15 protein-coding genes are annotated in these 16,146 nt (G+C 30.8%); 11 read left to right on the top strand and 4 right to left on the bottom strand.

Translation table 11 applies throughout. The features are described 5' to 3' along the window. Positions 1-51: 51 nt before the first annotated feature. Positions 52-978 carry a manganese-dependent inorganic pyrophosphatase gene (locus J3U20_RS08325; RefSeq protein ID WP_160542604.1) on the top strand — a complete coding sequence of 309 codons (927 nt, stop codon included), beginning with the start codon at positions 52-54 and terminating at the stop codon, positions 976-978. A gap of 113 nt (positions 979-1,091) precedes the next feature. On the opposite strand, the gene J3U20_RS08320 is transcribed toward J3U20_RS08325, so the two are convergent. Continuing rightward, positions 1,092-1,547, bottom strand: a complete 456-nt coding sequence (locus tag J3U20_RS08320) for a DinB family protein (protein ID WP_160542605.1) — start codon at positions 1,545-1,547, stop codon at positions 1,092-1,094. Positions 1,548-1,578: 31 nt separating this feature from the next. Further along, complete coding sequence (locus J3U20_RS08315) at positions 1,579-2,244, bottom strand: HAD family hydrolase (protein ID WP_160542606.1); 666 nt, start codon at positions 2,242-2,244, stop codon at positions 1,579-1,581. A gap of 298 nt (positions 2,245-2,542) precedes the next feature. Between J3U20_RS08315 and J3U20_RS08310 the strand changes: the two genes are divergently transcribed. The 10 genes from J3U20_RS08310 to J3U20_RS08265 all read left to right on the top strand — a co-directional run bounded on the left by J3U20_RS08310 (position 2,543) and on the right by J3U20_RS08265 (position 12,592). Continuing rightward, the gene (locus J3U20_RS08310; RefSeq protein ID WP_160542607.1) at positions 2,543-3,793 is read left to right on the top strand and encodes a CinA family nicotinamide mononucleotide deamidase-related protein; all 1,251 of its coding nucleotides are present in this window, start codon (positions 2,543-2,545) and stop codon (positions 3,791-3,793) included. Positions 3,794-3,855: 62 nt separating this feature from the next. Further along, positions 3,856-4,809, top strand: coding sequence for an aldo/keto reductase (locus J3U20_RS08305; RefSeq protein WP_160542608.1), 954 nt, complete (start codon positions 3,856-3,858; stop codon positions 4,807-4,809). Positions 4,810-5,010: 201 nt separating this feature from the next. Then, the gene (locus tag J3U20_RS08300; RefSeq protein ID WP_105297211.1) at positions 5,011-6,273 is read left to right on the top strand and encodes a cation:proton antiporter; all 1,263 of its coding nucleotides are present in this window, start codon (positions 5,011-5,013) and stop codon (positions 6,271-6,273) included. Between the two features lie 329 nt (positions 6,274-6,602). Then, positions 6,603-6,863, top strand: a complete 261-nt coding sequence (locus J3U20_RS08295; RefSeq protein WP_220234011.1) for a GlsB/YeaQ/YmgE family stress response membrane protein — start codon at positions 6,603-6,605, stop codon at positions 6,861-6,863. A gap of 13 nt (positions 6,864-6,876) precedes the next feature. Then, on the top strand, positions 6,877-7,110 hold the full coding sequence (locus tag J3U20_RS08290; protein WP_160542609.1) for a hypothetical protein: 234 nt from the start codon (positions 6,877-6,879) through the stop codon (positions 7,108-7,110). Positions 7,111-7,306: 196 nt separating this feature from the next. Then, a complete protein-coding gene (locus tag J3U20_RS08285) occupies positions 7,307-8,665 on the top strand; it encodes an MATE family efflux transporter (protein ID WP_160542610.1) in 1,359 nt (452 codons plus the stop codon). Between the two features lie 12 nt (positions 8,666-8,677). Then, a complete protein-coding gene (locus J3U20_RS08280) occupies positions 8,678-9,280 on the top strand; it encodes an AAA family ATPase (RefSeq protein WP_160542611.1) in 603 nt (200 codons plus the stop codon). Positions 9,281-9,542: 262 nt separating this feature from the next. Continuing rightward, positions 9,543-10,289 (top strand): 3-oxoacyl-[acyl-carrier-protein] reductase, encoded by a 747-nt coding sequence (gene fabG / locus J3U20_RS08275; protein ID WP_160542612.1) that lies wholly within the window; start codon positions 9,543-9,545, stop codon positions 10,287-10,289. Between the two features lie 73 nt (positions 10,290-10,362). Then, positions 10,363-12,030, top strand: a complete 1,668-nt coding sequence (menD, locus tag J3U20_RS08270) for a 2-succinyl-5-enolpyruvyl-6-hydroxy-3-cyclohexene-1-carboxylic-acid synthase (RefSeq protein ID WP_160542613.1) — start codon at positions 10,363-10,365, stop codon at positions 12,028-12,030. A 4-nt stretch (positions 12,031-12,034) separates the two neighbouring features. Further along, the gene (locus tag J3U20_RS08265; protein WP_255448184.1) at positions 12,035-12,592 is read left to right on the top strand and encodes a hypothetical protein; all 558 of its coding nucleotides are present in this window, start codon (positions 12,035-12,037) and stop codon (positions 12,590-12,592) included. Between the two features lie 7 nt (positions 12,593-12,599). Here J3U20_RS08265 and J3U20_RS08260 read toward each other — a convergent pair whose 3' ends face one another. Next, positions 12,600-14,816, bottom strand: a complete 2,217-nt coding sequence (locus J3U20_RS08260) for a peptidase domain-containing ABC transporter (protein WP_160542614.1) — start codon at positions 14,814-14,816, stop codon at positions 12,600-12,602. Continuing rightward, positions 14,803-16,128 (bottom strand): radical SAM/SPASM domain-containing protein, encoded by a 1,326-nt coding sequence (locus J3U20_RS08255; protein ID WP_160542615.1) that lies wholly within the window; start codon positions 16,126-16,128, stop codon positions 14,803-14,805. The genes J3U20_RS08260 and J3U20_RS08255 overlap by 14 nt, the downstream gene beginning before the upstream one ends. Positions 16,129-16,146: the final 18 nt, after the last annotated feature.

The raw sequence follows: 16,146 nt of genomic DNA, 5'->3' as shown, positions 1-16,146 counted from the left end.
AAGACATCGTGTTTATATACATGATTAAAAAATTTTCAAATTTTAGCTAACATGAATAAAATTTTAATTACAGGGCATCAAAATCCTGATACGGATACCATTACCTCTGCCATTTCATTTTCTTACTTACAAAATGCCTTAGGTAAAAATACTGAGGCAGTCGCTTTAGGTACTCCTAATGAAGAAACCCAATTTGCCCTGGATTATTTTAAAATACAAGCGCCTAGAGTTATTTCTAGAGCTTCCGATGAAACGAAAGAGATTATTTTGGTAGATCACAATGAATTCCAACAATCGGTTGCAGATATTGAAGAATTGACCATTTTAGCTGTAATAGATCACCATCGTATCGCTAATTTTCATACTTCTGTTCCTCTATATTATCGCGCTGAACCTGTGGGATGTACTCAAACTATTATTTCAAAAATTTATAAAGAAAATTCCATTGAAATCCCCGCTGATATCGCAGGTCTTATGGTATCAGGGATTATTTCCGATACGTTATTATTTAAATCTCCTACTTGCACACAAGAAGATATTGATGCAGCTCATGAATTAGCAAAAATTGCAGGTATTGAGGTTGAAAAATATGGGCTTGATCTTCTTAAAGCAGGAACCAATCTTTCCAACAAATCTGCCGAAGAAATACTATCTCTGGATGCCAAATCTTTCGAAGTAAACGGAAAAAAGGTACGGGTTGCTCAAGTTAACACAATTGATTATGATGATGTATTTTCAAATAAATCCAATATAGAGGCTGCTATAGCCGACCAAATTAATAAAGAAGGTTATGATCTTTTTTTACTTGTAGTGACTAATGTGTTGGATAGTGATTCAAAAATTTTAGCTATGGGTAATGCTGCTCAAGCTTCAGAAAAGGCTTTTGGAATACGACTTGAAAACGGCGAAGCTTTCCTTAAAGGGGTGGTTTCCCGTAAAAAACAGATTATTCCCCAAATAACTGAAGCATTATCCTAGATTCATCCATATTCTTAATTTTTTTAGAAGCCAAGCACTTTATTTAAAAGTGCTTGGTTTTTTCATTTAAAAGTTAACACTAAAGGTTGTTAACTTATTTCAAAAAAAATATTTTACACTAATTTTTTCATACTTGACACTATTCCGTAGTGTAATGCTTCATGAGTATTGTTAAAATTTATCGCATCTTCAACAGAAGAAATCACAATGCCCATTTTTGTTTCAAATTCAGTATAAGATTCAAATTTTTTTTCATTAAAATCTTCTTCCAGTTGTTCAGCGGTGATTATGAGCTTACTTTTTAAGTAGTCAATTTCATCTTCTGTAATTACAAATCTGGGAAAAGAACCATTTTGATAGTTTTCAATCCAGTCATTGGTTATCAGCGGATTTAAACCTGACATTTTATAATGAAGAATTTGTTGAGAAACCAACGTATGGGCAACATTCCAAAAAATATTATTTTTAAATCCTTCAGGAATTTTCTGTAATTGCTCTATACTTAAATCGTCAATCTCTTGTACTAACGATTTACGGAATATTTTAAAAATTTCAAATTGTTTTTTCACCTCAAAAAGAATTTTAACAAAAGTATTAAAGTTATTTAACTAAACCAATGGCCCTAATCGTATCGGAATCTAAATTAGAAAAATCATTTATTATTTGATCCGCAGTAGACAAATCTTGATCACCGGAGGCTTCACTTTTATAACCTATACAAAATATACCGGCCCTATTGGCGGCAATAACGCCATTTGTCGAATCTTCAATGACAATACAGTTTTCTTTTGGTTGTCCTGATAATTTTACAGCTTCTAAAAATATAGCAGGATCGGGTTTTGATTTTGGAAAATCTTCTCCACTCACAATATGTTTAAAATAAGGAAACAATCCAAAACGATCAAAAATTTTAGTTAAGGTTACACGAGCCGAAGAAGTAGCCAAAAGTAATTGAAAATTATCTTTATATAAACTTTCGATAAGATTTCTTACACCCGGCAATAAATCTAGATCTTCATCTTCTTGAAAAATTTTATTAAAAATATTTCTTTTTTGTTGAACCAATTCCTCAACCTCTTGTTTCAAACCATATTTTTGTTTCAAATTTTGATATAAATTACGGGTAGATAATCCTCTGAACGTATCATATTCTTCCTGAGATATATCCAATCCTATAGAATGAAAATGTTTTTTAAATGACAATTCATGAATAGGCTCAGTATCTACTATTACCCCATCCATATCAAAAATAACTGTGTTTATCATAAGTTTATTTTATCTACGATTGCAGTGTAGGTTTTAATTCTGATATTTTTTAATTATTCTCAATAAAATTTGATTTATTTAAAAAATTGTGAATTTAAAGGCTCAAATTTAAGAAATATTGTGTCTACTATGTAGCCTTTACTAATATTCTAAATTTGGAATGAACATCTACTTTATATAAATTAATTGTAAAATTTTACATTATCTATGAATTTTCATTTTTTTAAAATTTTTAACTCATGAAATTAACACAAATATCCTGTATAATTATCTAAATTTGATATTTAAATTTATATATATGAAAGCGTGTATTATCGTTATTGGAGATGAAATTCTTTCCGGAAGAACTCTGGATACCAATTCTAATTTCCTTGCTAAAAAACTAGATCTTACAGGGGTTTCGGTCACAGAAATTTCGACAATCTCCGACAACCCCGATTCTATAGTGACTAAATTAAAAGAAGCCTTCGCATCTGACACTAATTTTATAATAACAACCGGGGGACTGGGACCTACTAAAGATGATAAAACCAAACAAACTTTAGCAGAGTTCTTATCTGATCAATTAGTTATTAATCAACCTGCTTTGGATTACATCACTCAGTTGTACTGTACAAATGGTCGAACGATGAATGATTTAACCCGCAAACAAGCTCTTGTACCTTCACATTCGGAAGTTATAATTAATAGATATGGTACAGCTCCTATCTTGTGGACAAAAAAATCAAATAAGATTTTAATCAACCTTCCGGGTGTTCCCTATGAAACCCAAGCTATGTTTGAAGAATTTATTATTCCGAAAATAAAAAAAGAATTTAACCTTCCCTTTATTGTAAGGCGTTCTGTTATTGTTGTAGATTATCTTGAAAGCGAGTTAGCCATAACGTTAACGGATTGGGAAAACAATTTACCTGATTTTGTGTCTTTGTCTTACTTGCCTTCGGGGGCTAGGATTGAACTTAGATTGAGTGCAAAGGGAACTGATAAAAAACTACTTGAAGAAACAATTACTAAAGAAATAAAAAAACTATCTCAAATTTTACATGAGAAATTGCTCTCAACTACTACTACCAATATAATTGAAATCATTGCCGATTTTTTTTCAAAAAATAATCTAACTTTATCCGTCGCTGAAAGTATTACCGGTGGAAACTTATCTCATAAAATCACTTCCTTAGCGGGAAGTTCTGTTTATTATAAAGGAGGAATTACGGCTTATAGCTCTTTAATTAAGGAGAGCGTTTTAAAAATACCCGAACCTTTTATTCATACTCATAAAGTGGTTAGTGAAGAAGTAGCTAAAGAAATGGCAATTCAGTGTGCAAAGTTATTTAATTCAGATGTTGCAATATCTACTACAGGTGTTGCCGGTCCAAGTTCTGATGAATTTAACGATCCGGTAGGTTTAGCTTATATAGGTTTATATGTTCATGGTAACACCTTTGTAAAAAAATATTATTATCCTCATGTAACGAGAGATGAAATGATTACTCGAATAACTAACAAAGCATTGGAATTTATTTATTTTGAAATGATTGAAAACAAATAAAAGTTGACCGACGCATTTGGTATAATTTTAGATTTTAGGTAGAGATAACAAATCATCAGATTATGAAAAAAAGAAAATTAGGTCCGACTGATCTTGAGGTTTATCCATTTGCTTTTGGGGGCAATGTATTTGGTTGGACTGCCAATGAAAACACTTCTTTTGAATTATTAGATCAATATACCGAATTAGGATTTAACTTTATTGATACTGCAGATGTATATTCTGCTTGGGTTCCCGGCAATAAAGGCGGAGAATCAGAAACCATCATTGGAAAATGGATGCATCAAAAAGGATCTAGAGATAAACTTGTTATTGCAACTAAAGTAGGGGCAGAAATTGACAGTACGCATAAAGGGTTGAAAAAATCATATATTCTTTCAGAAGTTGAGGAATCACTAAAACGTCTTCAAACCGATTATATAGATTTATATTTTACTCATTTTGATGATCCCGATACTCCCATAGAAGAAGTATTGGATGCTTATCAGCAATTAATAAAAGAGGGTAAAATACGTTACATAGGGGTTTCCAATATGTCTCCTGAGAGAATAGTAAAATCGTTAGAAATAAGTAAATCTAATAATCTACCTTCTTATTCCGTTTTACAGCCTGAATATAATCTGTATGATCGACAACCGTATGAAAAGGATTACGAGCCGATTGCCGAAAAATACCAATTAGGTGTTATGACTTACTATTCTTTGGCAAGTGGTTTTCTAACCGGTAAATATCATTCGGAAGCGGATTTAAATAAAAGTAAAAGAGGTGACAGCTTAAAGAAATATTTAAACGACAGAGGCTTACGAATTATAAAAACTTTAGAGGATGTTGCCGCACGAAATACAGCTACCCCGGCTCAAGTTGCAATCGCCTGGATCATCCAAAGACCTAGTATTACTACTCCTATAGCCAGTGCTTCTAAATTGGGACAATTGGATATATTAAAAGCGGTAGACCTAAATTTATCTCAAGATGATATTAATGATTTGGACATTGCCAGTAAGGTAACTTCATAACGACAAGCGCTCAAATAATATAAAAAAAAGTATTCATCCCCTTGAATACTTTTTTTCCTTTTATAAGATAATTTAATTAATATAATCTGTTTTTATAATATAAATATAAAATTTTTCTGTCTTTTAAGCAGGTGATGAAATTTGATTTTATTTTTTCTCTGATATTATTTATTATCTTTGCAAAAAATTTTATTCAATTTCATGGAATTATACTACTCATTTTCAATCCTTATTATTTTAGCTGCTATTTTTTCATACATTAATGTAAGGTTTTTAAAATTCCCTTCTACCATCGGAATAATGATCATTGCGTTAATTATGTCAATTATTTTAGTTCTTTTAGGTAGTTTAACCTCTAAACCTTTAAATGATATTGCCTCATTAATTAAAGAATTTGATTTTACCGAAATTTTGATGGGGTGTATGTTAAATTTCCTGCTATTTGCCGGAGCTATACATATCAATATGTCGGATCTAAAGGAACAAAGGCTTCCCGTAATAATATTTTCTACTTTAGGAGTTATAATATCTGCCATCGTTGTGGGCGTAGGCCTTTATTATACATCCAATTATCTTCTTCCTCTTATAAATGTACATACTGAAATACCTTTAATATATTGTTTACTTTTTGGTGCTTTAATTTCTCCGACAGATCCGATTGCGGTATTGAGTATATTAAAGCAAGCCAATGTTTCTAAGTCTTTAGAAACAAAAATTGCCGGAGAATCTCTCCTTAATGACGGGGTAGCTGTGGTATTATTTGCCGTATTAGCTAATCTTGCTTATAATCCCGTTGTAGTTGCCACCGGACGAATGGATTTATCATTTGCCCATATTTTTGATTTATTTCTTAGAGAAGCGGTAGGCGGACTGTTATTAGGGGCTGCTCTTGGATATCTTGCCGCTTATGCAATACGAACTTCACATGATTATAAAGTTTCGGTTTTAATTACCCTAGCGGTAGTTATGGGAGGATATCTTATTGCAAGTTCTTTGCATACGTCTGCTCCTCTTGCTATGGTGGGTGCGGGATTGATAATAGGAGAATCCAGACGAAGATTGGGTACTAGTAAAAAAAGCAGTGTGGGTACTTTCTGGGAATTAATCGATGAGGTTATGAATGCAATTTTATTCCTTTTTATGGGATTCCAACTTTTACTTATCGATGATCTAATTCATTACTGGCTACTAGGTATTATATGCATTATAATTGTTTTATTCGCCAGATTTATTTCTATTAAAATTCCAACAATGATTATTCCTTTTAAGGAAAAATTCAGCAAAGGAACTATTGCCGTTTTAGTATGGGGTGGCTTACGCGGCGGGGTCTCCATCGCATTGGCTCTTTCAGTTCCTGAAAGTGACTATAAAGAAACTATTATAGCTGTTACTTATGTGGTGGTGGTTTTCTCAATCTTAGTTCAAGGATTGACTGTTGGAAAAGTAGCAAAAGACATTCAGTAAATTACTGCATCGTAACTATTTTCAAATAGTATTAAAAATAATGATAGTATCTGCAATAATCAATACATGCAGATACTATTTTTGTTTTAATACCGATTTAATTTCCATTGATATTTCAATTTTGTTCAATTTATAAATTGCCGCAACTTCACTTTTTATACTTATTTTTAACATACGCCAATTTAAATGGAGTATATTAAAATACAACTATGGTTTACTTATTAAATGATAAGGTAATGGCATATTTATTGTTTAAATCATAAAGAACTACAAGATTATTACACTTCCTTCAAAATTGAAATAATAGTAAACTCTAAAAAATTTTATAAATGGAAGGAATGGGTATTTTATGGTCTATAATTATTGGAATTATAGCCGGTTTTATTGCAGGTAGAATTATGCGAGGCAGTGGATTTGGAATGTTAGTTAATTTGCTTGTTGGATTAGTAGGAAGTATATTGGGAGGATGGATCTATAGTTTATTGGGCTTTTCCAGTGGAGGTAAATTAGGAATGTTACTAATGTCTGTAATTGGTTCTGTGGTCCTTCTATGGATAATATCATTATTTAGAACAAAAAAACCTTATTAAATTATAATATGTTATGAAAAAAGTATTATTGGGTACAATCTTGGGTGCTGCTCTAGGTTATGTTGCCAGAAAAATGCAAGAAGATGGATTTCTAGATCAAGTTTCTGATGAAATAAGTAAATTTACATCCAAAACCAAAAAAAATTTTAGCAATATAGTCGATGTTGGTAAAAATGAGGCTGAGTATTTAAAAGATCGAGCGAAAAAATACGGAGAAAAAGGAGAAAGCTTTATGCACGAAGAGTAATAAGAGTAAGCATTAATAAGTAAGTAATAAATTGAATACATGTAAATAGCAGCTAATTAGCTGCTATTTTGTTTACCTGTCGAAATATTCTATATTTACATTTTAAATAGTATACTAGTAATTTTACTACCTTTATATTGTATGCTTTTTTACTTCATTTTAGATTTAAAATATTCATAATCAAGATAAATAAAATATGAAAGTAACAGGTACACCTATTGAATTAGGTACTGAAAATATTGGAAAACTTTTAAAACAATATGCTATTCCTGCTATTATAGCCATGATTGCTTCCTCTCTCTATAATATCACGGACAGCATTTTTATAGGACATGGTGTAGGACCTTTAGCTATTTCCGGATTAGCCATTACTTTTCCGCTTATGAACCTCGCTGCAGCTTTTGGCTCGTTAGTTGGTGCGGGTGCTGCCACATTACTTTCCGTTCGTTTGGGACAAAAAGATTATACCACAGCCAACAGCATTTTAGGTAATGTGTTCATCATGAACTTATTTATTGGTATTTCGTTTACCATTATTTCCTTATTGTTTTTAGATCCGATATTATATTTTTTCGGTGCGAGTGAAAAGACCCTTCCCTATGCTCATGATTTTATGGTTATTATACTTTCAGGAAATGTAATCACTCATATGTATCTTGGATTAAACTCCATGTTACGTTCTTCCGGAAAACCCAGACAGTCCATGTATGCGACCATATTTACCGTACTTATAAATTTAGTTTTAAATCCATTATTTATTTTCGTTTTTAATTGGGGTATTCGTGGGAGCGCCATTGCTACGGTTATTTCTCAAACTTCAGTATTAATTTGGCAGATTTATCTGTTTTGCGACAAAAATAATTTTATCCATATACAGAAAGGAATTTTTAAATTAAACAAATATATCGTTAAAGATTCTCTATCTATTGGTATGTCGCCGTTTTTAATGAACGCAGCTGCCTCGGTGATTGTTATAATTATTAACCAGGGCCTTTTAAAATATGGTGGAGATCTTGCCGTTGGTGCTTACGGAATTGTAAATAGGATAGCGTTTTTATTTGTAACCATAGTATTGGGATTAAATCAAGGTATGCAACCTATAGCCGGTTATAATTTTGGAGCAAAACTTTATCCCAGGGTAACACAGGTTTTGAAAAAAACAATTTTAGGAGCTACTCTGGTCATGTGTACCGGCTTCCTTGTGGTTGAATCTGTGCCTCATGCGGTTGCTTCTATTTTTACAACCGATAAAGAGTTAATTGATATTGCATCCTTAGGATTGCGCATGGTATTTATTTGTTATCCGATTGTAGGTTTTCAAATTGTTACTTCTACCTTTTTCCAAAGTATCGGAATGGCTCAAAAAGCTATAATTTTATCTCTCACTCGTCAAATACTATTTTTAATTCCTTTTTTACTAATTCTACCTAAATTTTTCGGCATTGCAGGAATATGGTTAAGTATGCCTTTAGCTGATTTTTTCGCTACTATTTTGGCTGCCATTATGCTTTATAAGCAATACAAAGAATTTAATAGATATAATCCTGAAAACTAATATAAGTACGTTATGAAAGATAAATATTTTATTACCATTGGTCGACAGTTAGGAAGCGGTGGCAGACAAATCGGGAGAAAATTGGCTGATTTATTGGACATTTCATATTATGACAAAGAGATTATTAATCTGGCTTCAATTGAAAGCGGTTTAAATGCTGATATTTTTGAGCAAGCGGATGAAAAAAATTGTTATAGTTTTTTTGATAATTTTTTTGGTATGCAATTATCTAAAAACTATTTAGGAAACGAAAATTTATTTGAAATACAAAGTAAAATAATTAAAGAAGAAGCCCTTAAAGGTTCTGCTCTTTTTGTGGGCCGTTGCTCCGATTATATTTTGCGTGAATATGAGAGACGGATAGACATATTTATTACAGCTAATAAAGAAGATCGAATTCGGAGAACATCTCAAAGAAAAAATATTTCTTTAAAAGAAGCAGAAGAATTAAACGTAAAAATAGATAAAAAGAGAAAAGAGTATTATAACTTTTTTAATAAGAAAAGTTGGGGGCATGCCAGTTCTTATCATCTTTGCATCAATTCATCCGTTTTAGGGATTGATAAAAGTGTACTTCTTATTAAAAGTTTTGTAGAGCAAAAATTTGCACTTTAATTGTTTTTTATAAAGATTTATTATCTTCTTTTAAATCAAAGATTGTAAGGCTAATAAACTTCCTGAATTTTTAGAAATAACAAGGAACAATTATTGTTATAAATCTTGTGAATCTTTTTTACTTTTTAAACTTTACTGCCCGGGAATTTATGAAAAAAATATCGTGGATGTATTTTCCACTATTAAAAGACAGTAGAGAATAATGAAAAATTATCTTGATTATGACAAAAGTATTATATTTGAAAAAAAATAAGATTACTATATGAAATTGCTTGAAGGAAAAACCGCGATTATTACCGGAGCAACCCGAGGTATTGGAAAAGGAATTGCTGAAGTATTTGCTCAAAACGGAGCAAATATAGCTTTTACTTATGCATCTTCAGTAGCTAAAGCAGAAGAGCTGGAAAAAGAATTAAGTTCTTTAACTAAAATAAAAGGATTTCAATCAGACGCTTCAGATTTTGATTCTGCTCAGAAACTTGCCGATGATGTTATAAAAGAATTCGGGCAAATTGACATTGTGGTTAATAATGCAGGTATCACTAAAGATAACCTTATATTAAGAATGAGTAAAGAGGATTGGGATGAAGTGATTCGCATCAATTTGGATTCGGTATTCAATCTTACCAAAGCAATCATAAAACCGATGATGAAGCAAAAAAAGGGTTCGATTATCAATATGAGTTCTGTAGTTGGAGTAAAAGGTAATGCAGGTCAAGCAAATTATGCTGCTTCTAAAGCAGGAATTATTGGATTTTCTAAATCCATAGCATTGGAATTAGGATCAAGAAATATTCGATGCAATGTGGTTGCTCCCGGATTTATTGAAACTGAAATGACTGAAGCTTTGGATGAAAAAACCATTCAAGAATGGAGAGATAATATTCCTTTGAAAAGAGGAGGAACCCCCGAAGATATTGCTAATGCATGTTTATATCTTGCCAGTGATTTATCAAGCTATGTAACCGGACATGTACTCAATGTCAACGGTGGAATGCTTACTTATTAAAAAATATAGATTAAAGCACGATAAACAAGAGATTAAATTTTTTTAATCTCTTTCTTTTTTAACTTAAAAAACTATGTATAGTAATAAATTATCAGTTCAACTAATTGGAGAAGTTTTATATCGATACGGAATTACGGATATCATATTATCTCCGGGATCAAGAAATGCGCCTTTAACCATACATTTTACTAATCATCAAGAATATACTTGTTACAGCATAGTGGATGAGCGATCAGCAGCATTTTTTGCGTTAGGAATGGCTCAATCAAAGAAAAAACCGGTGGCCATCTGTTGCACCAGCGGCACAGCATCCGCTAATTATTATCCGGCAATTATAGAAGCTTTTTACCAAAATATACCTATAGTCGTACTTACTGCTGATCGACCGGAAAATTATGTTGATATTTTTGACGGTCAGACTATAAGACAAAAAAATATGTATAGCAATCATATTTATGGATCTTATCAATTGTCTGAATCAGAAAGTGAAGAATCAATTACACAAAATTTTATAGATTTAAAAAAAGCTTTGAATACTTGTGTTTTAAAATCAGGTCCGATTCATATCAATATTCCCTTTTCAGAACCTTTATATGAGCAAACAGATCAAATTGAAATTTCATTTGAAAAACTAACTCTTCCTGAAAAAAATTATAATTCAGATAAATACAAATCTTTGTTTCCAACTTGGAACAACTTTTCTAAAAAGATGATTCTTGTTGGAATGCAACAACCCAATTCGGAATTAAATCAATTACTCGAAAAATTAGCTGAGAGGGAAGATACGATTATTCTTACTGAAGTTACTTCAAATCTAAATTCTTCAAAATTTTATCCCAATATTGACCGCTATATGTTTCCTTTTGGTGAAGAAGCGCTAGATGGCTATAAACCGGAATTACTTCTTACCATTGGTCAAAATATTGTTTCAAAAAAAATTAAAGATTTTTTACGAAAATCTAAGTTGAAGTCCCATTGGCATTTAGATGAATATTGGCATCCTGATACTTATTTTTCTTTAACTGAAAAAATAGAAGAAAATCCGGTCATTTTTTTAAAAGAATTAGTGAAAGTTCCTCCCGTTACTTCTTCGTATTCTTTACTATGGAAACAACTTAAAGATGAGCGACAACTAAGGCATAATGATTTTATTAAAAACTTACCATTTTCCGATTTACGTGTTATAAAAACTTTGGATGAAAAAATACCTGATACATATAATCTGCAAATTTCTAACAGTTCTATGATCAGATATGCTCAGTTATTCAATTTTGACTCTAAAAATAAGATATTTTGCAATCGCGGTGCCAGTGGCATTGACGGGGCAACTTCAACGGCCGTTGGTTTCGCCGTTGCAGATTCTCACCCTACTCTTTTGATTACCGGTGATATTGGTTTTTTTTATGATTCTAACGCTCTATGGAATAAATATATCCCTAATACATTTAGGATTATACTTGTAAATAATGGTGGTGGCGATATTTTTAAAATTATTCCCGGTCCCGATTCTTCCAATTCTTTAGAGGAATATTTTGTTACCCGACATAATCGTACTGCTCGACTAATGGCTCAAGAATATAATTTTGAATATATTCAAGCTCATAATCAAGAAGAACTGTTAAAACAGTTAGATTCTTTTTTTCTTAGCTCGGAAAAACCTAAATTATTGGAAATTAACACCATTAATCAACCCAATTCACGAATTTTACGCGAATATTTCAATTATTTAAATCAGGAATAAAAACATGAGAATTAATTTATTCACCCCTATGAGGGAAGAAAATCAAAAAATTTTAGATGCTTTAAAGGTTTTTTCTAAATTAAAACATTCTTATGAGGTTATTATAACCGGTATAGGTCGTGAAAAAATTGCTAAATCCATGATTAATAAACCAAAGTCTGATTTAGATGTTTTAGTAGGATTTACAGCTATTACCGGAATTGAGAAAACGATGCCTAAAGAGTTACAAAAAGGAAGTTTAGTAGAAGTGGTGGCTTCTTCGTTATACGGATATTCAGGAGAAATATTTGAAAACGGGAAATTAATACTTTCCTCATCTCATACTCATTTTCCTAAACTAAGTTCCCTTACCTCCGATAAGTTTGTTACGACTTCCAATATTCCGATCGGAACATTGATTAATATGGAAGATTATACTTTTATGTATTTGAAAAGGCCACAGGATTTTATCCTGCGTATTATCTCTGATTTTTTACCTCATCAGGAAGAAATTGATTTTTTTAAAATTATTGAAGAAATTAGTTTTTCTTCGGTAATTGAGTTTTTGGAAGGATTGAAATAATTTAGGATTATGTGCCCAATTCCAATTGATTTTTAACCAAATTATAGTAATTTGACCTTAATTTTACTAATTGGCTATGATTTCCTGTTTCTACTATTTGACCGTTTTTTAAAACTACTATTTGATCTGCATTTTTAACCGTTGACAATCGATGAGCAATAATTATCACGGTTTTACCTTTAAAAAATTCTTGTAAATTGGCATGAATAATTCTTTCATTTTCAGAATCTAAAGCAGAAGTAGCTTCATCAAAAAATAAGTATTCAGGATTTTTATAAACAGCCCTCGCTATAAGAATTCTTTGTTTTTGTCCGCCCGATAATTCTATCCCGGCATTTCCGACACGAGTGAAATAATGCATCGGTAAGTTTTCTATAAAATCTTGTATTCCCGCTATTTTTGCAGCTTTTCTAAGTTTGTCTACATCATAGCTTTTTCCGGACATGGAAATATTACTTGCAATGGTATCACTAAAGATGGTTCCATTTTGAAGCACTGTTCCACATCGCTCTCTCCATTCTTCGGCATTTATATCATTCATAGAACAGGTATCTAAATATATTCCTCCTTTTTTTATAGGATAGTACGATAATAATAATTTCAACAGAGTTGTTTTACCACTACCACTGGCACCGACAATGGCCGTTATGGAATTTTTAGGAATCACCATATGTATATCCTTTAGTATAAAGGGATTATGGGTTCCCGGATATTTGAAGGACACATGATCAATATAAATATTCTGAATAACGCAATTTTTTATGTGCTTTTTATTTTGAGAATCTTCATCAGGTATTTCATAGATTAGTTCAATTCTTTTATTGGCAATAATGGTATCTTGTGTATCACGAAGAAACATAATTAAATTTTGTAATGGTGTTGAAAGTTGTCCTATGACATAGGATATTCCCATTAAAGTTCCCAAAGACATTTGGTCCTCTATGATAAATGTTGCACAAAATGCTATGGCAATAATTTCTTTTAATTTGGAAAGAGTATCTACTCCAAAAAGCTGATAAGTATTTAAAAGCAACGATTTAATTTCCAATCGGTTTAATTTATCTTGGGTAGAAATAATTCGATCAATAATTTTTTCCTGAGCATTATTAATTTTTATCTCAGGCATATTCATTATGAATTCATATATATTATTGCTGTTTTCTGATCTTTTTAAAAATGATGCATATTCAATTATATTTCGTTTATTAAAAAAAATAGAAAACCACAATACTGAAATTATTGACAATACTAGATATACACAAAATATGGTTATGCTAAAATATGCCAATACACAGCTAAAAACAACCACATTTAAAAAACTCAATAGTAAAGTAACCCCTTTCCAAGTAAAAAACCGTTGAATGGTTTGCTGATCTTCCAACCGTTGTAGAATTTCCGTGTTAATTTGAGTGTCAAAGAAAACTATGGGTAAACGTAATATTTTTAAAAGTAATGTTTTTCGTAATTCAATACTTAATATGAAATTTAGCTTAGTAAGCACAATTTGACTAAAAAAGTCTGAGGCAAAATTAGATATGAACAAAATAAATTGCGCTAATAAAAGATAATAAACTACTCGTAATGATTTTGAAGAAATTCCTAAATCAATAATGTTCTGAAAGGTAAAGGGAATGAACCAATTCGTCACTAATCCTATGAAAACTAAAAATATAGCAAGGAAATAGTTACGTTTATGATTTTTTAAAAACCTATACGTATATTTTATTATACTGGATTGAAACAAACTTTTATTTTTTACATTATCAATTTTTATAGTGCAAAAATTTTCAGAAGGTTCTAAAAATAAAACGATCCCCTTAATATTGTTTTCTTTCCACTCAGTTATAAAAGATTCTCTATCTAGTACTACCTTACCATAACTGGGATCTGCTAAATGATAATAAACTTGATTTTTCTTTTTAACTATTTTTTCTAAAACTACAAAATGACTTTGTTTCCAATATAAAATATAAGGCGTGGGAATTTCATCTAATTCTTCAACTGTTAATTTTAACGCATGGGCTGTTAATCCTAATTTTTCGGAGACATCCACGAGATCTTGTACAGATACTCCAATACGAGTAAATTCAAAAAAAGATTTAATATAATTAAGTGAAGTTTTTTTGCCAAAATAGCTCATGATCATGGCTAGACAGGCTGCTCCGCAATCGCTGCTTTCGAGTTGATTATAAAATTGTAAACGATGCCTTTTATTTATTCGCATTCTCTAAAATTTCACTTATTTTATTTCTTATAACCTTTTCTTTTTCTGTTTCATCCCATGAATACACACAATACTCTCTATTAGCGGCCAGACTTTCCAAGGCAGTTTGAGAACACCCTCCATTACATAAAGGTAAAATTTTACATTCTAAGCATGGACGATTCTTGAACTTTGAATTCATTCGTTTATTTAAGGAGTCATTTTCCCAAAATAATTCTCCGTTTTCCGTTAAATATCCTTCCCTATTTTTAGTTGAGAAATCACGGGCCGTGCATTTAAATATATCTCCATTATAATTGATAACAACACTATTTTTTTTATCTGCATAGCATGAATTTCGAAGGGTATCCGGGCTGTATTCATGGCATGAGGTTTTCCCTCCTTTACTATTTATTTGATTCATTTCTTTATCAGCAATATCTTGTGTCTGATCTATTTTTTTATTTTGCCATACTCTATGAAAATCGAATTTTAAAAATTGAGTTTTAATATCTTCTTCGACGTCTTCAAAATCGTCATAAATTTTGTTTGCATTAAAAATATTTGAATCAGTGAAATTTATTCTAACATTCACATAGAATTTATTCTTTATCAAGTTTTTTATATTTGAAACAATTTTATCATAAGAACCCTTATTTTGACTTATATAGCGCACTTTATTATGTTCTTCTTTATGACCATCTAAGGTGATTTGTAAATTGCATCGGACGTTTTTATCCAAGAAAAAATTTATAAATTCTTGATTTGCTAAATATCCATTAGTAGTGAAAGATGTATAAGCATTTATATTTTTCTCTGTACATCTTTCTAAATAATAGTTAATTATAGGAATTACATTTTTATTAAAATATAATAAAGGTTCTCCGCCAAAAAATGAAATATTCATATTTTTTAAATCCTTATTATTGGTAATGGTATCTATCAACTTTTTGATTTTAGATAGTCCATTTTCATCTAACCTTGAACTTTTTACCAGATTTTCATAACAATACCAACATTTAAAATTGCAATTCATAGTTGGATTGATAGTTAATAAAAACAATGAATTATCTTCATCAATGCTTTTACTTATTTTTTTTATTTCATCCAGCTCATCTATTTCATTATTAATAATAAATTTTTCTTCTACCATATAATTGAAAAATTCCGGATGGATCTCTTTTAGCTCTGATGTTTTATACATTTCCATTAATTCTTTAAGTTCAGATTGTATAAAAAGTAATCGTTGCTCAAGAGTATTATATAAAACATATTGCTCTCCATAAGGTAAGCATACATTATAATGACTATATTTCATAGAATGTATTTCCATTATATTTATTTAATTTAA

It is taken from the genome of Apibacter sp. B3919 (assembly GCF_026537405.1).
Lineage (GTDB): Bacteria > Bacteroidota > Bacteroidia > Flavobacteriales > Weeksellaceae > Apibacter.
This window is presented reverse-complemented; position numbering and strand designations above follow the sequence as displayed.

Excerpts from the sequence above, each read along its gene's own strand:
- J3U20_RS08325 (WP_160542604.1), top strand. The coding sequence starts at position 52 with ATGAATAAAATTTTAATTACAGGGCATCAAAATCCTGATACGGATACC.
- J3U20_RS08315 (WP_160542606.1), bottom strand. The coding sequence starts at position 2,244 with ATGATAAACACAGTTATTTTTGATATGGATGGGGTAATAGTAGATACT.
- J3U20_RS08310 (WP_160542607.1), top strand. The coding sequence starts at position 2,543 with ATGAAAGCGTGTATTATCGTTATTGGAGATGAAATTCTTTCCGGAAGA.
- J3U20_RS08305 (WP_160542608.1), top strand. The coding sequence starts at position 3,856 with ATGAAAAAAAGAAAATTAGGTCCGACTGATCTTGAGGTTTATCCATTT.
- J3U20_RS08300 (WP_105297211.1), top strand. The coding sequence starts at position 5,011 with ATGGAATTATACTACTCATTTTCAATCCTTATTATTTTAGCTGCTATT.
- J3U20_RS08295 (WP_220234011.1), top strand. The coding sequence starts at position 6,603 with ATGGAAGGAATGGGTATTTTATGGTCTATAATTATTGGAATTATAGCC.
- J3U20_RS08290 (WP_160542609.1), top strand. The coding sequence starts at position 6,877 with ATGAAAAAAGTATTATTGGGTACAATCTTGGGTGCTGCTCTAGGTTAT.
- J3U20_RS08285 (WP_160542610.1), top strand. The coding sequence starts at position 7,307 with ATGAAAGTAACAGGTACACCTATTGAATTAGGTACTGAAAATATTGGA.
- J3U20_RS08280 (WP_160542611.1), top strand. The coding sequence starts at position 8,678 with ATGAAAGATAAATATTTTATTACCATTGGTCGACAGTTAGGAAGCGGT.
- fabG (WP_160542612.1), top strand. The coding sequence starts at position 9,543 with ATGAAATTGCTTGAAGGAAAAACCGCGATTATTACCGGAGCAACCCGA.
- menD (WP_160542613.1), top strand. The coding sequence starts at position 10,363 with ATGTATAGTAATAAATTATCAGTTCAACTAATTGGAGAAGTTTTATAT.
- J3U20_RS08265 (WP_255448184.1), top strand. The coding sequence starts at position 12,035 with ATGAGAATTAATTTATTCACCCCTATGAGGGAAGAAAATCAAAAAATT.
- J3U20_RS08260 (WP_160542614.1), bottom strand. The coding sequence starts at position 14,816 with ATGCGAATAAATAAAAGGCATCGTTTACAATTTTATAATCAACTCGAA.
- J3U20_RS08255 (WP_160542615.1), bottom strand. The coding sequence starts at position 16,128 with ATGGAAATACATTCTATGAAATATAGTCATTATAATGTATGCTTACCT.